Raw genomic sequence first — 19,244 nt, 5'->3', positions numbered from 1 at the left:
TACTTGTCTTACTTAGAAGCAGGGGCAGAAGGAATATGTCTGCTAGAAAATTCTGGCGATCGCTAACTAATTGTTAATTCTACCAACTAAGACTAAAGGTTTAATTACATAGCTCACGTTTTCAGGCTCGCAGTTATGCCAAAACTTCACCAGGTTGCTGGGTAGATTGTATCCCCACCCCTAGGGATTTGGCACATCTCAAACTAGAGAAAGAATGCTCGCCTCCCAAGGAGAATGTTTTGTTCGGCGATGCAAGTCTGATTATCTGTAGCTTTGCAAAAGCTGGTGAGAACTTTCTTAAAGATATTTTTCTACGGTATTAGCCAATGTAGTTTTCGGTACAGCACCGACTACCATATCGACCTTTTGCCCATCTTTGAAAATCATCAAAGTAGGAATGCTGCGAATGCCATATTGACTGGCAACATTGGGATTTTCATCAGTATTAACTTTAACTACCTTGAGTTGCTCCCCATATTGCTGGGAAATCTCATCTACAACGGGAGCTACCATCCGGCAAGGACCACACCAGGGTGCCCAAAAGTCAACTAAAACAGGTACTTGGCTGTCTAGTACTTCTTGCTTGAAAGTAGAGTCGGTAACTTGTTCGGCTGCTGACATGGCTACAAACCTTTGCCTACAATGTTTTTGATTTTTGTGAAAATTCTACCATAGCAAAAAGCACTGCTTGGCAGACTGACATATACATTTGTACAGAGCTTTAGGATTTATTCATAATTGAATTCCCTAGGAAAGACTCATATCAATGTTATTTGCCAGATTCTAATTCCAATAGGGGTTAGTTATATATTTTACGTTTATTAGGGGCGATATATCTGTGATATTTTTTGATGTTTGGCTGGTAATCTATCGAATATCCCCAAGTCAAGGCGTTTTCACCCCAGAAACGACTCTAGGCAATGGCTAAATTGAGGATGAGGGGAATTTATTCTCTGATAACTGTTCCCTCAATTCTGCCAGAATATTGATTGCTTATTTTCCCTCACTTGCCGTGGATATCTATCAAACTGCAATTCGTCCCCTCCTATTCAACCTGCTGCACACCGATGCTGAATGGCTGCATCAACTCACGATGAGTCGTTTAAGTTGGCTAGGGAATCAGGAGGATTTAACTGCCACTTGGCTGAGGAATCGTTGTCAGCAGTCTTTGTGTTTGCAGGATTCCCGTTTACAGCAAAACTTATTTGGACTGAATTTCTCGAATCCTGTGGGTTTGGCAGCAGGATTTGATAAGGATGGTGTGGCTACTCAGGTTTGGTCTAGCTTGGGTTTTGGGTTTGCGGAAATTGGGACTGTGACGCTACATTCCCAACCGGGGAATCCTCGTCCGCGTTTGTTTCGTCTGATTGATGATAGGGCTGCTCTCAACCGTATGGGGTTTAATAATGCTGGGGCGCAGGATATGGCACATCGATTAGGATTTCGTCGCCAGGGGAATCTGGGGAATATTCCCATTGGGATTAATTTGGGTAAATCCAAAATCACACCCCTCGAATCTGCGGCAGAGGATTATCTCGGTAGTTTTCGTTTGCTTCAGGATTTGGGTGATTATTTTGTGGTGAATGTGTCTTCACCGAATACCCCTGGTCTGCGATCGCTGCAAGATGCTGCCATGCTGGGTAATATTTTGGCAGTCCTACAGTCAGAAAATAGTTCACAAAAGCCGATTTTTGTCAAGATTGCTCCTGATTTATCTTGGGAGGCGATCGCCGATATTATCTCCTTGGCAAAAACCTATGAATTGGCAGGGATTATCGCCACCAATACTACAATTCGTCGTGATGGACTGAAGACTCAATATCTCTACCAAACGGGGAAATCACCCCAGGAAGAAGCAGGGGGAATTAGTGGTTTACCTGTGCGCGATCGCTCTACGGAAATTATTCATTATATTTGGCAACAAACTCAAGGCAGTATACCCATAATCGGTGTCGGAGGCATTTTTACTGCTCAGGATGCCTGGGAAAAAATTACCGCCGGAGCTAGCCTGATTCAAGTTTATACAGGCTGGGTATATGAAGGACCATTCATGGTGAAGCGTATCCTCCAAGGACTATTGGATAATTTGCACCATCACGGATTAAACTCTATTTCTCAAGCAGTAGGTTTACAAGCTAAGGGATAGTGCCAAGAAGCCCGATTTTTCCACAAAGTCGGGTTTTTACTCTGGAAATCGAAATAATTATACGTATAAATACTGATTAAGCTGGCTAGATATCAAACTTTTTATATTAATATATACTTTGAGGGGTAACACCCCAAAATCTCGCCAAAATTAGGTGAGGGTACAGACTTAGGTGAGTAGGGAAAAGCTGACAAATACGGAAATAGGGTTTTTTGATTTTTTGATTTTTAATTTGCAATTTACCTAAGGGCTTGACCCCACAGATGTTAGTGCTATTTTGTTAAATCATGTAGCAAAATCGCTATAATTATCTTCCACCTCCTCATAAATTTTCTACCAAGGACAATGGGACGTAACCGTTCAAAATCTGATTTACCAACGAAAGTTTGTGTTGTCTGCCAACGTCCTTTTACCTGGCGAAAAAAATGGGAGGATTGCTGGGATGAGGTGAAATATTGCTCTGAACGTTGCCGTCGGCGACGGTCTACGGTTAAAAATGAAACGGAAGATTAAACAGAAGTTTTAAAAGTTGCAGTTATATAGGTAGTTGCGGGAATATTTTACTGACAAATAAATATTACCTTATTTAATTCAGCACGGATATTGCTCTCATCACCTGCACTTAAACTTCTCCTCGGAAAGAAGTTTGGTTGTAACTTCTCTAACTTCTGTAGTAGTTAAAATATTTATGGTGTTAAAAATGCAACCTAAATTAATAATTCATGGTGGTGCCGGTAGCTCCTTGCAGGGAAAAGGTGGTGTTGCGGCAGTAAGAGAAGCTTTGTATACAATTATTGAGGAAGTCTACGGATTGCTCGCCAACGGTAGTAGCGCCAAGGATGCTGTAGTTCGTGGTTGCCAGCTATTGGAAGATAATCCCCGTTTTAATGCGGGTACGGGTTCTGTTTTGCAATCCGATGGGCAAATTCGGATGAGCGCTTCCTTGATGGATGGTGCAACTCAAAGTTTTAGCGGTGTGATTAATATCTCACGCATCAAAAACCCCATTGATTTAGCTGATTTCTTGCAAACATCTCCCGATCGCGTCTTATCTGATTATGGTGCCGCAGAGTTGGCTAGGGAATTACAGGTTCCAAGTTACAATGCTTTGACGGATTTACGTCTCCAGGAATGGATTCAAGAACGGCAGGACAATTTTCAACGGACAATGGCAGGGGTGATTGCAGAACCAGAATTTGCTGAGGCAAGTAGCGCTCGTAGAGGCACCATAGGTGTTGTTGCTTTAGATACGGAAGGCAAGATAGCTGTCGGTACTTCTACGGGTGGAAAGGGATTTGAAAGAATTGGACGTGTCAGTGATTCTGCCATGCCTGCGGGAAATTATGCAACTCAGTATGCAGCAGTTAGCTGTACAGGAATTGGTGAAGATATTATCGATGAGTGTTTGGCTGCACGGGTTGTGGTGCGGGTGACGGATGGGATGTCTTTGAAAGATGCAATGCAGCGTTCCTTTGGGGAAGCGAAAGCGAATAAACGAGATTTCGGGGCGATCGCCTTGGATAGAGATGGAACCATTGCTTGGGGTAAAACTAGCCAGGTGTTACTTGCTGCTTACCACAATGGGGAATTTATGGGAGATACCTTGGAATGGGGTGAGGGGGAATTAGTCGGTCATTGTTGAATTAATTGTAGTGCGGTGGAAATCACCTGCTGTTGATCAACCATGGCTAGGAGTTCTTAGGTTTCATAGTGACCTTCAAAAGCTTATAGGGCTGTTCTTTTCACCGCAGTTGGATATGCTTGCTCCAGAATATCGCGGATTTCTGGCATATCCAAGTAAAAACCCTGGGATTTGGGACGTTTGTTAGTCTTATTGATTTCTCGCACAGCATTTTCAATGGAAAATTCCCAGGAACGGGTAGAGCGCTGTTCTGCCTGCTGTTTAATTAGATGCATGAGAAGAATGACACCGTAGCTATCAATTTTATTGATTTTATCGCTGAGGCTGATTTCTTCTAACTCGTTAACTAGCAGTAACGCTTCTTGAACTTTTCCTTGCTCTAGCATTTGTCTGAGTTCTAGTAATTCTTCCATATGGGGAATACCACCATGGTTGCAAGGATACAGGGCAGATAATACCCTGTATATATATTAGAACTCAGGCAAAGATTAATCAGGGTACGGGAAAGTCGTGCTGATGTTGTGACTCATCAGGATTGCTTGCTTTTCCATCCTTCCTTAACTACTTGTCGCTGACGGGCAATTACCAGACTGTTATCGGGAACATCTTCGGTGACAGTCGAACCAGCTGCAACATAGACATCATCACCCAGGGTGATAGGTGCAACCAGAACACTGTTAGAACCTGTTTTGGTGCGATCGCCAATTTTTGTTGGGTGTTTTTTGACTCCGTCATAGTTAGCGGTAATTGTTCCAGCACCAATATTGACTTTAGTTCCCGTTGTCGTGTCACCCAGATAGGAAAGGTGAGCAACATTTGTGCGATCGCCAAGTTGGGTGTTTTTCAACTCCACAAAATTACCAATACGACACCCCGCACCGACTTCTGCATGACCACGCAAATGAGCATAGGGTCCGACCCTACTACCATCTTTAATAGTGCTATCTGTCACCACAGAAAATTGAATTGTCGTATTTTCACTGATGTGACTATTTTCAATTAAACTCCCCGGACCAATGCGACAACCAGATTCAATGACTGTGTTGCCTCGGAGGTGGGTTTGAGGCTCAATAATCACATCGGGGTTTAATTGCACAGTTTCATCAATGGTAATACTGGCTGGGTCAATTAGGGTGACACCTGCCCTCATCCAAGCTTCTTTGATGCGTTGCTGAAGAATTTCGTAGGCTGTAGCTAGTTGTAAGCGGTCGTTAATACCTAAAATTTCTTGGTAATCTGCCACATCTACCGCCATTACAGGTGTGACTTGGGTGACAGCATCGGTTAGGTAATATTCCTGCTGAGCGTTATTCGCTTGTAACAGTGGTAAAACCTGGGCTAAATCCTGCCATCGGAAACAATAAACACCAGCATTGATGCGACGATTTTGTCTTTGGGCTGCGGTACAGTCTTTTTCCTCAACGATTTGCTGGACTACATTCTCACCATTACAGAATACACGACCGTAGCCTTGGGGGTCGGGTAGGTATGCAGTTAGGATTGTGGCAGCATTTTGCTTTTCTTGGTGAGTTTGTAGCAAATTATTTAAAGTTTCTGTACGTAATAGGGGTACATCCCCATTTAGCACTAAAACGTCTCCACTATACCCTTGTAAATGTGGCAATAATTGCTGGATAGCATGACCTGTACCTAACTGTACCGTCTGTTCGACAAATTCTAGATGAGGAAGGGACTGCATAGCAGTTTTGACTTCTTCTCCTTGATACCCAACAATTAACATTTGTCGGGAAGGTGCCAGGGGTTTGACACTCTCAATCACTCTTTCTACTAGCGATCGCCCACCTAATGAATGCAGAACCTTAGGAAGGTTTGACTTCATTCTTGTTCCACGTCCTGCCGCTAGAATTGCTACGACTACCATAATTAGCTATCGGCTATAATTCCGGCTCAAATAATACCAGCTAATTGCCGCCAATAGTCAGTTTGCAGCTAGTGCTGGTCAAAAAATACCTGACACCTAGTACTCGACTAAGGCAAAATTGTCGGGTAGGAGTCAGGAGTGGGGAGTAATGAGTAAGAAGTAGTAAGTAGGGACGCGATATATCGCATTAATCACAAGGGTTTCGAGTCATTCACATTCTGTTACATAGTTAGGCTGATTCGTGGCGACTTACTTAAGTTGCTAGGTTAAAAATGGGGGAAACATTTCAGAGTGATGTACCAAGAGAATTAGGACTTAGGATTTATCAATTCTAGTCCGAATAAAATCGGCAAATTGCTGCATTAATTCAGGGTTTCGCCATCCTTGCTGAGTTTCTTGTTCGATTACAGCCAATGCTTCTTCCGGAGTAAAAGCTTTTTTATAGGGTCTTTCGCTGGTTAAAGCATCGTAAATATCTATGATTTGAAATATTTGTGCCAGCAAGGGAATATCATTGCCTTGCAAACCATCAGGGTAGCCGGAACCATCCCAACGCTCATGATGGTGGCGGATAATCGGGATGACTCCTTGCATACTGCGCAAAGGCTGACAAATTTGCTCACCGATCAGGACATGTTGTCGCATGGTAATCCACTCTTGGGGGGTGAGAGTACCTTTTTTGAGTAGCACCGCGTCGGGAATACCAACTTTACCTATATCGTGAAGATACCCACCCCAGGTTAAGTCTCGAATTTGGTTGCGACTGAGGTGAAGATATTCCCCAAAGGCATATCCCAATTGCACTAACCGTTCACAATGATTACCTGTATTCGGATCACGGCTTTCAATAGCTCTAGCAATGGAAAATAAAACTTGTTCCGCATGGTCTAAATCTTCATTCAGACGCTTTTGCCGTACTAAGGACTTAACTCTAGCTGCTAACTCTACACGATCGAAGGGTTTACTTAGGAAGTCATCTGCTCCAGCTTCTATACCGCGAATCCGCGATCGCCGATCATTTAAAGCTGTGACAAAAATGATTGGTATGAGTCTTGTATCCTCCTGCTGCTTGAGTAATTGACAGACCTCAAATCCATCCATTCCCGGCATCATGACATCTAACAAGATTAAATCTGGTTGCTTGTCTGTGACCATTTCTAGTGCCACAACACCACTATCAGCTTCTACAACCTCATAACCTTCCATTGCTAACAGAGCAACCGCCGTCATCCGACTAGCTGCATGGTCATCTACCACTAGCACCTTCGGCGCATCTGTATCTATGACATTCACTTTCAACCCTTCTGTTGGTAGACTCGTTACTGTATCACCACTAGAGTAAAAAGGTCTGTTTCTCAAAGCAGAAGATGCCTCACCCACTTCTCTTTTTAAATCCTTTAGTTCTTTTTGAGGTATCCCTAGGGCATAATTATCTATATTTTTTAATCCCAAGGCAGGATTTACACCGATGCAATTCCCTTTAATTAAGGGGTTAGACCCACTAACAATTTGTTCGGTAGAGCCTGTATGCTTGGATTTCCATTGAGTCACAAGGCGCTCCAATCTTTTAAAGAGTTAACAAAATCATCCGCAAAAAACCAGTTTAATCCTTGATATGGATATTTCGGTTACTTCGACAAGGTTGATGGCTGCCGGACAAACTATCGAAATTAGATTTATCCACAAAATATTCTTTTGATAGTCTTTACCAAAAGCTTTCACAACATCCGCAGTCTATGTGCCAATACCTGTTTGCAATATTTACAGTATGGATAATTAGTGTAAATCTTAAATTGGGTGTCTTAGGGCGATTTCTTAACATGGCTGTGGAAGGGTATTTTCTATTATTTAAATGTATGATTCAACCAGGGATTTTTCTTACCCATCTATAAATTATTTATCAGAGGCTTACTGGTGTAAGTAATCAGAGGCGAACTTATTAGTGATTATAATCACAAAAATCCCTAAAAGTAGTATTAGATAAAATCAGTAATATTTTCAGTCATATTTTTTACATTTTATTAACTAGGATTCTTATATTTACCTTAGGATAGCACATACATAGGTGAAAATCTGTATGATTTTACACTACACTCCATTGAATGAATTGACTAAGTATAATTACTTTTTATACTAGAAACTGTATCGCTTCACCCCAAAACCAGAGACATTGATTTGATAGGGTGGTATTGACACTGCCTGCCTTGTGCCTATCTATGTACCCTCCAGATCTGCTTCATTTCCTAAAAAGATTGTGAATCCAAGGATTCAGGAGCTAAGAAATTAGCTTGGTATTCAATCTTAGCCATAAGAATGGTCATTGATTCATGACTTTTTCCCTGATATTTATCGCTAATGATATTGACAAAATAAACACTATTAGGAGTAAAAAACCTTGCCCTTGTCCCTTAGTCTACTCGCTTGTTTTGTTGCCAGCGCTTACGCCATTGGGAAGTGGTTTCTAGGCTAGAGTTTGTTTGTTCTTGCTGCCGTCGTTGAATAATTGTATTCGCAGTATCTTGAAGTTCAGGATCGCGATAGGGAATAGCAGCACGGGTAAGTAAATGTTCTGTTTCCTCTAGAGATAGGGGATATAGGTGAGAAAGTGGGTGATGAGCAGCAACGGTTCCTGGCGATCGCCTACCGACTGGTGGAGTTGAGCCAATGTCTAAATTTGCATCTAAAAGTGCTTGACGTACTGCTGCTGCACAGGAATAGGTGGCAAGGTAACCTTCTAAGTGTAAGCACTGAGCTACCATTTTTAGAAACTCTAAAGTCCACAGGTGAGGACATTGAGGTGGGGAAAAAGGGTCAAGAAAAATTGCATCAGCTACAAAACCTGATTGCTGTACTTGCCTCAGTGTATTTCTCGCATCACCAACTAGCAATTCTGCCTTGATGTTTGCAGCTTTTACTTGATAGCTAAAAGCTAACTCAGTCAAAATATCAAGATAGGGATAATTCCAATCTACAAACAATTGATGTTTAATGGCAGACTGGGGCACATGGGGATTTAATTCTAGGGCAATAATCTCGACGCAGCAATCAGGATTAGTTTGCCAAATCCTTTGCAAGGCAGCAGCAGTATTATACCCTAACCCATAGCAAATATCTAATAATTTCAGATGGGGTTTTTCTGCCTGTTTCTTCAGTTGGGTTGGTTCTACAAATTTGAGAAAACTTTCTTGTTTAGCTCCATGGTGACTGTGAAATGCTTCCTGAAAATCTGGAGAGAAAAAGGTAAATGAGCCATCGGCGGTCAGTTGGGGTGTAAAATCATCTAAATTGGACATTTTCCCAGCATTAATTTGGCAGTTGTCGGATTGCAAGCTCAGGCAAAATGGGAAATATAATTACTCTCAAATTTTACTAATCCCAAATCAACCCATGAAAATTTCTGGTGTATGGTTAAAAGAGCATTTAGATAATCCAGATGTTGTAGTTGTGGATTGTCGCTTTTCCTTGGCAGAAACACAATTAGGAAAACAACAGTATCTAACGAACCATATTCCTGGAGCATATTATCTGGATTTAAATTTGGATTTGTCTAGTCCTATCACTATGCATGGTGGTAGACACCCTTTGCCGGATGTCAATGTATTGACACAAAAATTTTCACAAATGGGGATTGATTCCTCAAAAACTTTGGTGGTAGCCTACGATGATTCCCGGTTGGCTTTTGCTGCACGTTTATGGTGGTTGTTGCGTTATCTTGGTCATGAAAAAGTCGGGGTGTTGGATGGTGGTTTGAGTGGATGGTTAAAGGAGGGTTATCCAGTGGATGATAGGATTCCCCCAGCACGTCCAGGTAATTTTATTCCTATGGTGCAGTCACAGATGGTGGTGGGTAGGGATGATGTAGTTTCCCGCAAAGATTTGACTGATGTGGTTTTAATTGACTCTAGGGAGAGCGATCGCTATCAGGGAATTCGAGAACCCATTGATAAAATTGCTGGACATATTCCAGGAGCAATCAATTATCCTTGGCAAGGTGTAACTGATACAGAAGGGTATTTGCTTGATAATATACATCAAGCCGAACGTTGGCAAGATGTGGTATCTGCGGAGGAAATTATTGTTTACTGTGGTTCTGGTGTGACTGCTTGCGTTAATTTGCTATCTCTGGATTTGGCGGGAATTTTCACAGGGAAGTTGTACGCGGGGAGTTGGAGCGATTGGATTAGTTATTAGGTGATATCAGGAAGTTTGTGCTGTGGAATCAAAATAGGAATTAGTTTATATCTTCCCTCAGAAAATCCCTACACTGAGAATTACCACTCATTACTCACCACTCATTACTCATTCCCCATTCTCCAATGACTATGATGGGGAAATATATTTATTCCCAACTAAATAGTGACAATGCTCAGTGAAATCAAAGAGATAGCAAGTAAATTAGCACCACGTTTAATTGAAATTCGTCGTCATATCCATTCTCACCCAGAATTAAGTGGTGAGGAATATCAAACATCAGCTTTTGTCGCAGGTGTGTTGTCTTCTAGTGGTTTACACGTCAAGGAGGGTGTGGGGAAGACGGGTGTGATTGGGGAAATCTTGGGTAATGGACAGAGCGATCGCACCCTGGCAATTAGAACGGATATGGATGCATTACCAATTCAGGAGCGTACTGGTTTGGAGTTTGCTTCGCGGATTTCGGGAGTTATGCATGCTTGTGGACATGATGTTCACACTACAGTTGGTTTGGGTACGGCAATGGTGTTGTCAGAAATTGCCCCCCATTTGGCGGGAAAGGTACGTTTCCTATTTCAGCCGGCGGAGGAAATTGCCCAGGGTGCTAACTGGATGGTGGCAGATGGAGCAATGGAAGGTGTGGATGGGATATTGGGTGTTCACGTGTTTCCTTCCATTCCTGGGGGTTCCCTGGGTATTCGGTACGGTGCGCTTACAGCTGCCACTGATGATTTAGAGATTATCATTATCGGTGAATCGGGACATGGTGCGCGTCCCCATGAAGCAATTGATGCTATCTGGATTGCAGCACAGGTAATTTCATCTATTCAGCAGGCGATTAGTCGCACCCAAAATCCTTTACGTCCAGTTGTTTTGAGTATTGGGCAAATTAATGGCGGGAGAGCGCCGAATGTCATTGCTGATACTGTGAAAATGCGGGGAACTGTGCGATCGCTACACCCAGAAAGTCGTGGGAAGTTGCCTAGCTGGATTGAGGGAATTGTTGCTAGTGTCTGCAATGGTTATGGGGCAAAGTATGAAATTAACTATCGTCAAGGTGTTCCCAGTGTGCAGAATGATTCCGCGTTGACACAGTTATTACAGTCTGCGGCGGAGGAAGCTTGGGGTGGCGATCGCGTGCAAATTCTCCCGGAACCTTCCCTGGGTGCGGAGGATTTTTCTGTGTATTTAGACTATGCACCGGGTTCAATGTTTCGTTTGGGAGTAGGTTTGGTAGAGAAGCAGACGAATCACCCCCTACACCATCCCCAATTTGAAGTGGATGAGTCAGCGATTATTACTGGGGTGGTAACTATGGCTTATGCTGCGTATAAGTATTGGGTGATGGGGAATGAGTAATGAGTAATAAGTAATGAGTAATGAATAATGAGGAATAGATATCGAAGGAATTTAATTATCCATTGCCCGAAATCTCTGGTGGATTTTCACAAATTATCAAAATTACCCGTAATTACCCAAATTCCTTTTTTAAAGCCGGAAATACGGGGCAAGGGGGTTGGGATTGTAGGTTTTCCGGTTTACTCCAGGTGAAGGGTGCTTTTTGGGCAGCAGATATCCATAACAGGCGTTTTGCTCTTGTCATCGCGACGTAGAGTAGGCGATACTCTTCGGCAATTTTCAGCTGTTTTGCCTCCTCCCAAGCTTGACTGATATCGGGTATTTCGGCTTTGCCATGGAGAGCAGCCCGAATTTGGGCACGGGCAACTTCTGAAAGGGTAAAGTTTCCCAGGAATTGGCTTTGGGGAGGAACCCAAATTTTACCTGGTATTAAGTTTTCGTGCAGAAACGGTATAAATACGTAGTCCCAATCTAGCCCCTTGGCTTTATGCATAGTAATAACGGTGAGTTGCCCTTTTTTTGTATAACGTTCTTCGGTATCCGTTTCTACAGGCTCAAAGCGTTCAGAACTGACAATTTCACTGAGAACAGTCAGCATATTGCCTAGGGAAGCGCTGCCAGCTATTTGCTGGTTGACTCGTTCACACAGTTTATCGGCGGTGGCAAGTTCGGCTTGGTCGTATTTTAGGGCAAGGGCAAGGAAGGAAATTAGTTGGTATAGGGGCAGTTCCATGCGTGCGCGCAAAAGACTACGGCAGAGGCGAGCGGCTGTTTGAACGGCTTCGTTCTGGGGTGGGGTAAGGGGGCTAGGATACAGGAATTCTTCGGGGAGGGTGGCGATCGCGTTTAAGTCTTGGGTGGGGATGAGCTGCCGTTGGACGAGGACTTCTAGGGCTGCTTTGAGGTAGTCGGTGGAGTGGGGGCGATCGCAGAATTGTAAGAGGGCAAGAATCTCGGCGGGTACATGGGAATGGCGATCGCGTTCTCCAACATCATAAAGTAATATTTTATGCTCTTTACATAGCCCTCTCAGTGATTCTACTAGCCACCGTCCTTGGCGATTTTCTCGGACTAGAATGGCTGCACTGACATTATTTTCACCATCGGCGAAGAGTTCTACAACTCTTTGGGAGATTAATTCAATTGTGTGATGAGTATCGCTGGGCGTGTGAATTTCTACACCTTTACCCACTGCTGGGGGGTTGGCATTGGGTTGGGGATCATCGGGGTTGACGGTACGAATTAATTGTTCGCGGAAGGGAGTAATAACTGGGGAGGGGTGATTTTTCTGGTACAAGCTGTTGATATATTGCAGCCCGAAGTTAGCAGCTGCGATAATAATTTTACTGCTCCTACCAGCCTGATCCATAGTCGCAAGACGATTTTGGTTAGCGCATTGTTCACAAAATTCGCGAAAGTAAATGGGATCTGCGGGGGTAAAGGTGGAATTGATGGCTTGGTTAGGATCGCCCACACGGACAATATTGATGGAGGAGTCGTCTGCTTCTGGGTTACTGGCTAGGATTTCTAGTAATTTTGTTTGCAGGGGGCTAGAATCTTGAGCTTCGTCTTCAAAGACAGCGAAAACTTGATTTTGCTCTCTGGCGCGGGCACTAGGATTTTCTAAGACTCGTAGAGCGGCTAAAATCATATCGTCGTAATCGATAAAATCACGACTTCGCATCAAATTCTCGTACTGTTGATATAAACCCGCAGAAATGGCAAGAATGCCGTAGTTATCGGCAACTTTGCGACTCAAACGCTGTAATTCTTCTGGAGACATTCCGGAACTTTTGGCTTCATGAATTACCGTTGTTGCTAAATCCGGTAAAACCTCTGTACGTAATACCGATTGACGGCGTAATCTTTCCGTTTCCTCTCCATCAAATTGGTTTCCTTCCAGTAGTCGTGTATAGATTCCAGGATGTTCTACAATCCAGCTTTCTACAGCAGCACGAATAAATCTGTGGCTTTGATTGGGTGTAATGAGTGTGGCGTTTTCTAAGTCTAAACCCGAAAGTTGGGGATAGCGACTGGCAATATTTAAGGCTAAACCGTGTAAGGTTTGTACAGTGAAACCTGTTTGCGGTAAAGATAATTTTTTGAGGTATTCCCGAATTTTGCCTTTGATATTTGCAGCCGCAGAACGGGTGAAGGTGACAACTACTAGCTGCCGACGGGAAGCATTTTCATATTGGCGAGCAATGGCGATCGCTGCTGCTGCTGCCATCCCCTGAGATTTTCCTGCACCGGGAACTGCCGATACTGCCAAAGGACCAGAGTACCAATCTGCCATCGCTTGCTGTCCCGGACGCAAACCGTTGCGGATGTTGGCAATAACCGTTTCTCTGAGGGATTGACTGGGTGAAACTACTTCCATGGAATACTTACATTAACCCCCAGAATACCAATAGGTGCAAAATATAATTATGAAAAATCAGCGATTTTTAGATAATTACCACTATTTTACTCTAGGGGCTATTCTTTTACTTGCCTTTCTCCTACGTTGGCATAATTTAGATTTAAAACCCCTGTGGCTTGATGAAATTATCACAGCACTGTTTGCCTCTGGTCAAAACTATGAAAATATCCCCAGGGAAACAGTATTACCCATCCAGGAAATACCCAATCTTTTTACTTGGCAACGGGGGGTAAGCTGTCCACAAATTGCTGCTAACCTTGCCCAATATTCTACCCATCCTCCCTTATTCTTCTGTTTATTGTATGGATGGTTAGGTTGGTGGCAATCTTTGACTTGGGTAATCCAACTGCGATCGCTGTCTGTACTGTTTGGTGTGGCTGGAGTTTTCGTCATTTACTTTGTCAATCGTCTTGCCTTTTCCCGTGGCTCTGGATTGATGGCTGCTTTACTCATGGCTGTCTCTCCCTTCGCTGTTTATCTTTCCCAGGAAGCCAGACACTATACCCTACCTATGTTACTAATCTCCCTATCTTTATGGGGGTTAATTCAAATTCAAACCGATATTTTTCAAGCCCATCGTCATCGCTTAGGAATTTGGATAGTCTGGTCAACAATTAACGCCATCAGTCTCTATGTCCACTATTTTTGTCTGTTAGCTGTAATTGCCGAAATTACAACTATATTATTATGCCTCTGGTGGCACAGGAAGCAACTGGAAAATCTATATCACAGCTATTTTTATTTATTTGCCTCTAGCTTAATTACCTGCTTGAGCTTCTTGCCTTGGTTATTTATCATGTGGCAACATTCCTACCGAGCAGAAACTCAATGGATAGGAGCGCCAAATCTGCTTTCTCCTTTTTATAATACCCTCCTAGGATGGGTACTCATGGTGATTGCTTTTCCTGTAGAAAATCAGCATTTAGCAGTAACTATTTGTTCTACTGTTGTGGTGTTATTGACGGTAGTGGCAATGGGAATTCGTGGAAAAATGGGTTATGTCAAACTCTGGCAACAACCAGTTAAACAAATTTTTCTAGTCACCCTTAGCAGTTGTATATGTTGCGTTTTGCTGCAACTTTTTGCCCTGAGCTACTTCCGAGGTAAAGATATTACTTCTATCTTGCGTTATAACTTTATCTATTATCCCTATTTTTGCGCTCTCCTTGGTGCTTGCTTGCATACCCAAGTCAAATCACCTCAGGATTTACAAAAAAAATATCCCAAATCATCATTTTTTGCCAACCTCCCAATTTTCGCAACCCCATTATTCCGTCAAGCTGACATTACTTTTATCTCTTTTCAACATCCATTTATTTTCGTCTGTCTGGGATTAATTAGTAGTCTATTCGTTACTAATAATCTTGTCTTTCATAAACCCTTTTATCCGGAGCAAGTTGCCAGGAATTTAACCCAAGAAATAGCAATACCTCTAACAATGGTTATGGTTTACTCCAATGAGCAAGATATTGCCCTGGGTCTGAGCTTCGCCCTAGCATTACAACAACATCAACCAACTTTGACTACAAATAATTCCATCTTTCTACCCCAACAGCCAGATTGGCAAACCTTTGCCCATAAGTTGAAAATTCTCCCGTTCAACTCTTCCCAACGCCTCAATCTGTGGATATTTGCCCCTGGTCGAAGACGTAGAGAATATCCACCACAATTACTTATAGATACAAAAACTTCTTGCTCTATTGATATTCAGCAACATTATCGCATCGGTATTCCTTACCAACTTTATCGTTGTGCAACCATGATTAAGTAATTTGCACATTTCTTGGTTGTATATACGACTTTTGATTCAGTACTGAAGTTACATTTCTTAAAATTAGAGAGCGAAATTTGTAATTTAAATTTAGAAATAGGGCTTTTATTGCAGGCTTAATAATTTTAATGGAATTTCTTGTCAACTAATTAACGATTTTCTGAGGTTTGAGAGCTTGATTTTTTTGCTACATTCTGGGAAGATTAAGCATATGATTATAATTTTAGTCTTGTATTGACCCAAAATTGAATTTACTTAAATCAATCGGGAGTTTTGCTTCTACTTAGATACTTATCTAAGCAGAAGCAAATTTTCTAATTTGACTTTGTAGTGACTATTTAGTTATTTACTCTTCATACTGCCAAGAATCTTTACTGAATTCTTCATCAAGAATTTTCTTGGGACGGATAGCAACAACAATACGTCCGAGAATTTTGATTTCTGGGGGGCTGTCAAACCATTGAAAGTCAAGTTCTCCGCCTTGGTCAACAACGAAATAACTGTCAGCATCCCATTCTCGTTGAGCGCGATCGCACAGGACTAGGATGGACTCTGTAGGTAAGTAGTTAGGGTTGGGTAGGCGATCGCTACTAGAAATAATCACTACTGGGTCTTGGGCAGCCAGAACAACCTGCCAGCCAGGGAGAGGAACCCAAGCCTGCTCTCCTGCAAACTTGACTATGCGGAAAGCCCCCATTTCCTCCACCAAGGGAACTGCTTGCAAGTCTGAGGTTTGTAGTGGCATTTCTCCGACAACGGGAAGAATTCGCGGTAATTCCGAGACAGACTCTAGGCGATAAAAAGGAATAGTCGGGGCTGGTTTTTGGGATTCAACGGTGAAATCTGTGAGTAATTGTTCAATTTGCTTTCTGGCTGTAGGGGTGTGAGCAAATTTTAAGCCCTTGGCAATCAGCCGCGATCGCACTTGTAAATCAGAATTTTGTCGAGCTAGTTTCCAAGATTGGTAGGCGACAGCATCCCCTGGGTGGCGAGAAAAACCCTCTGGGGGGTTACGGAATCGGGAAAAATCTTTAATTGCTCTGGCAATTTCCCGCGCTTCATCACAATCAAGCTTGTGGGTAAAGGTTAACTCTGCGGCTGCGGCTCGTTCTTCCTGGGTGAGTAAGCGTAATTCATAGAGAATATCACTACCTCTTTGGGAATAGTGCGATCGCACAGCTTCCGAAGCTCCAGCTTTTTCGATGGAATGATAAACCTGAGAGCCAACAATTACCTGGTTCTGCTGAATTGGCTCAAACCCTGTAGATTCAAAAATTGCTTGGGGATTGTAACCGGCTTTTTGTAAGTAACTACAAGCCTGTCCCCACTCTACCCAATTACCTTGCTTTTGCCGCAATTTTCGTAGTAACTCCTCTGCCATTTCCGCGTAGGAATTCTCTGGGTTCAGTGGTAAGTCAGTCATAGTAGTTGAAATTATTGAGGAAGTACGCCAGTTAGGGAAGGAAGAATAACCCAGCAATCACAGACAAGGAGATTTTTGCTTTCCTGACTGCCCTAAGACACCAGGTTCAAACTCATCTCAAGCTTGTATCTAAAAGCTTATAGGAAATCGTGTTGCTTTGACACAACATCCCCAGTCCGGGCAAATAAAAGCTTCCAGTCTCAACTTTAGTAATTCTTGTCACATACATACTTGATTTTTTACTTCTACTTTCCTTATGCACAGCATTTAAATATAGTATGTAAAAATACTAAATATATAATTAAATGCGTGCTAATACTTAGGACGCATGAGTTTTATTCAGGTTAAGCAAATCCTAAAATAATCTTAAAATACATCAATGTTAGTATAGATTTTTAGGGATATTTTCAATTATGCCTGGTATGGAATATAACAATAAGAATAACATTTAAGGCATTATCGTCTGGATAATGCTGAATCTGCATTTGATAAAATCAGGTATCAATTAATGACCATAGAGAAGCCAAAAAAGCAAAAAATTCTGGTAGTGGATGATGAACCGGATAATCTTGACCTTCTATATCGAACTTTTCGTAGAGATTTCCAGGTATTGAAAGCCGATAGTGGTATTAGTGCTCTACAAGTTTTGGCTGATGAAGGGGAAGTAGCGGTAATTATCTCCGACCAACGGATGCCAGAAATGAAAGGGACGGAGTTTCTCAGTAAGACTGTACCCCAGTTCCCAAATACTGTGAGAATAATCCTCACGGGATTTACAGATATTGAAGATTTGGTTGAGGCAATCAATGCTGGTCAGGTTTATAAGTATATTACCAAGCCCTGGGACCCTGGCGAACTCAAAGCAGTTGTGCAGCGAGCCGCAGAAACCTATGATTTACTGAATCAACGTACCGAAGAATTAAGACGTGCCAATGCTCAAATGGCGTTGGTATCATCTTTAGTGCAAGTTGCCCAACAAGCAGGTAGTGTGGATAAGACTCTCCAAAGTTTGGCTACCAGCTTTGGTGAAAGTTTTACCGCTAATGGCTGTATCTTGCAGTTAGTTACAGGTAATTCTTTGGCAGAACAGCAAGCTTCTTACGGTACAAGTGGTCAAATTGTCAACTGGTTAAATCAAGATTTTCTCACCAGTGAGGCGATCGCCACCCAGGAATTACAGCTTTCTTTGAATATACCTAAGGATGCAAGGCTGACACAGGCAACCTACTACCCTGAGAACGGTGTGGAAGCTCATGTAATTATTCCTGTAACTTATTTAGGTAAAGTTTTAGCCGTTATCTCTTTGCAGTGGCATAAACCCCATACCTTACGAGAAGATGAACTTAAACTGATGCATCTATCAGCTCAGTTATTGGGAGTGATTTGTCATAGTCTCTAGTCAAGCTCAAAGGTCAGTAGTCAACAAATCCATCACAAGATAGGCTAGAGAAGAAGATTTTCTGCATTTTCTCGGTGGTGAATGGGTAGTATTCATCACTCAGAAATGAGTAATTTTGAAGCACCAGCTATGAAAATATTCAGTGCATCAGCAGCAAAAAGAATTAATTGCAGCAGGTTTTCCCAGAGCTCATAGAAATAAAATTCCTAAAATTTCTGGTTCCCCGTTATTGACTAATTTCCCATGACTCCTGACCATGGAACTGTGGACTATTGACTATTGACCGATGACTCAGGAAATTCGTGATATCTTTGACCGCATTGCCCCTGTTTATGACCAATTGAATGATTGGTTAAGCTTGGGAATGCATCGTGTCTGGAAGGAAATGACAGTCAAGTGGAGCAATGTCCAACCAGGTGATACTTGTCTGGATTTGTGTTGCGGTAGCGGTGACATTACCCTGAGATTAGCTCGTCGGGCAGGTAAACAAGGTCATGTCTATGGTGTTGATTTTTCCTGCCAACTCCTAGCAGTGGCTAGGGAACGAAGTCGGCAAATGTCTGGTTTATCTCCCATTACTTGGGTAGAAGGAGACGTTTTAGATTTACCCTTTGAGGATAATTATTTCGATGGAGCAACCATGGGTTATGGTTTACGCAACGTCACCAATATCCCCCGAAGTTTACAAGAGTTGTATAGAGTACTGAAACCAGGAGCAAAAGCCGCTATTCTAGATTTTCATCGTCCCAACAACCCTTTAGCTAGTACCTTTCAACAATGGTATTTAGATAAATTGGTAGTACCGATTGCCGAGCAAATGGGTTTAAAGGCAGAATACGCTTATATTTCCCCCAGTTTAGACCGTTTCCCTAGTGGGGGTGAGCAAGTGCAAATTGCCCAAGAAATTGGTTTTGCCCAAGCCACACACTACCCCATTGCGAACGGTATGATGGGAGTGCTGGTACTTACAAAGGCTTAATAGTTATTAGTTATTAGTTATGGGTGATTA

Annotated in this window: 14 protein-coding genes and 1 pseudogene; 8 read left to right on the top strand and 7 right to left on the bottom strand. The window is 42.5% G+C overall.

What is annotated here, in order from left to right:
* Positions 1-297 precede the first annotated feature (297 nt).
* Positions 298-621 (bottom strand): thioredoxin, encoded by a 324-nt coding sequence (trxA, locus tag IJ00_RS11950; protein ID WP_035153343.1) that lies wholly within the window; start codon positions 619-621, stop codon positions 298-300.
* A 391-nt stretch (positions 622-1,012) separates the two neighbouring features.
* Here trxA and IJ00_RS11945 point away from each other — a divergent pair, with 391 nt between their 5' ends.
* From IJ00_RS11945 to IJ00_RS11940, 3 genes are all read left to right on the top strand, one after another.
* A complete protein-coding gene (locus IJ00_RS11945; RefSeq protein ID WP_035153342.1) occupies positions 1,013-2,146 on the top strand; it encodes a quinone-dependent dihydroorotate dehydrogenase in 1,134 nt (377 codons plus the stop codon).
* A gap of 345 nt (positions 2,147-2,491) precedes the next feature.
* Complete coding sequence (locus tag IJ00_RS27765) at positions 2,492-2,659, top strand: DUF2256 domain-containing protein (RefSeq protein ID WP_082127315.1); 168 nt, start codon at positions 2,492-2,494, stop codon at positions 2,657-2,659.
* Between the two features lie 175 nt (positions 2,660-2,834).
* Complete coding sequence (locus IJ00_RS11940) at positions 2,835-3,788, top strand: isoaspartyl peptidase/L-asparaginase (RefSeq protein ID WP_035153340.1); 954 nt, start codon at positions 2,835-2,837, stop codon at positions 3,786-3,788.
* On the opposite strand, the pseudogene IJ00_RS11935 reads toward IJ00_RS11940, so the two are convergent.
* The 4 genes and pseudogenes from IJ00_RS11935 to IJ00_RS11920 form a co-directional block, all read right to left on the bottom strand.
* Positions 3,779-4,201: pseudogene (locus tag IJ00_RS11935) on the bottom strand (DUF29 family protein). The gene IJ00_RS11940 and the pseudogene IJ00_RS11935 overlap by 10 nt on opposite strands.
* 116 nt (positions 4,202-4,317) lie before the next feature.
* On the bottom strand, positions 4,318-5,670 hold the full coding sequence (gene glmU, locus IJ00_RS11930; RefSeq protein WP_035153339.1) for a bifunctional UDP-N-acetylglucosamine diphosphorylase/glucosamine-1-phosphate N-acetyltransferase GlmU: 1,353 nt from the start codon (positions 5,668-5,670) through the stop codon (positions 4,318-4,320).
* 315 nt (positions 5,671-5,985) lie between these two features.
* Positions 5,986-7,221, bottom strand: a complete 1,236-nt coding sequence (locus IJ00_RS11925) for a two-component system response regulator (protein WP_035153338.1) — start codon at positions 7,219-7,221, stop codon at positions 5,986-5,988.
* Between the two features lie 857 nt (positions 7,222-8,078).
* The gene (locus IJ00_RS11920) at positions 8,079-8,963 is read right to left on the bottom strand and encodes a tRNA (5-methylaminomethyl-2-thiouridine)(34)-methyltransferase MnmD (protein ID WP_035153337.1); all 885 of its coding nucleotides are present in this window, start codon (positions 8,961-8,963) and stop codon (positions 8,079-8,081) included.
* 94 nt (positions 8,964-9,057) lie between these two features.
* Here IJ00_RS11920 and IJ00_RS11915 point away from each other — a divergent pair, with 94 nt between their 5' ends.
* Complete coding sequence (locus tag IJ00_RS11915; RefSeq protein ID WP_035158936.1) at positions 9,058-9,861, top strand: sulfurtransferase; 804 nt, start codon at positions 9,058-9,060, stop codon at positions 9,859-9,861.
* Positions 9,862-10,032: 171 nt separating this feature from the next.
* Positions 10,033-11,220, top strand: coding sequence for a M20 family metallopeptidase (locus IJ00_RS11910; protein WP_035153335.1), 1,188 nt, complete (start codon positions 10,033-10,035; stop codon positions 11,218-11,220).
* A 112-nt stretch (positions 11,221-11,332) separates the two neighbouring features.
* Here IJ00_RS11910 and IJ00_RS11905 read toward each other — a convergent pair whose 3' ends face one another.
* Positions 11,333-13,600: an ATP-dependent helicase gene (locus tag IJ00_RS11905; protein ID WP_035153333.1), complete on the bottom strand. Its 2,268-nt coding sequence runs from the start codon at positions 13,598-13,600 to the stop codon at positions 11,333-11,335.
* 49 nt (positions 13,601-13,649) lie between these two features.
* Here IJ00_RS11905 and IJ00_RS11900 point away from each other — a divergent pair, with 49 nt between their 5' ends.
* The gene (locus IJ00_RS11900; RefSeq protein ID WP_035153331.1) at positions 13,650-15,413 is read left to right on the top strand and encodes a glycosyltransferase family 39 protein; all 1,764 of its coding nucleotides are present in this window, start codon (positions 13,650-13,652) and stop codon (positions 15,411-15,413) included.
* A 346-nt stretch (positions 15,414-15,759) separates the two neighbouring features.
* On the opposite strand, the gene IJ00_RS11895 is transcribed toward IJ00_RS11900, so the two are convergent.
* Complete coding sequence (locus tag IJ00_RS11895; RefSeq protein ID WP_035153328.1) at positions 15,760-16,836, bottom strand: RuBisCO accumulation factor 1; 1,077 nt, start codon at positions 16,834-16,836, stop codon at positions 15,760-15,762.
* 508 nt (positions 16,837-17,344) lie between these two features.
* Here IJ00_RS11895 and IJ00_RS11890 point away from each other — a divergent pair.
* Both IJ00_RS11890 and ubiE read left to right on the top strand, forming a co-directional pair.
* Positions 17,345-18,235 carry a response regulator gene (locus IJ00_RS11890; RefSeq protein ID WP_238178501.1) on the top strand — a complete coding sequence of 297 codons (891 nt, stop codon included), beginning with the start codon at positions 17,345-17,347 and terminating at the stop codon, positions 18,233-18,235.
* 286 nt (positions 18,236-18,521) lie between these two features.
* Positions 18,522-19,214, top strand: coding sequence for a bifunctional demethylmenaquinone methyltransferase/2-methoxy-6-polyprenyl-1,4-benzoquinol methylase UbiE (ubiE, locus tag IJ00_RS11885; protein WP_035153324.1), 693 nt, complete (start codon positions 18,522-18,524; stop codon positions 19,212-19,214).
* Positions 19,215-19,244 lie beyond the last annotated feature (30 nt).

The sequence above is a fragment of the Calothrix sp. 336/3 genome (genome assembly GCF_000734895.2).
Classification (GTDB): domain Bacteria; phylum Cyanobacteriota; class Cyanobacteriia; order Cyanobacteriales; family Nostocaceae; genus 336-3.
Note: the sequence above shows the minus strand (reverse complement) of the source record. Positions and strands in the feature narration are given on the sequence as shown.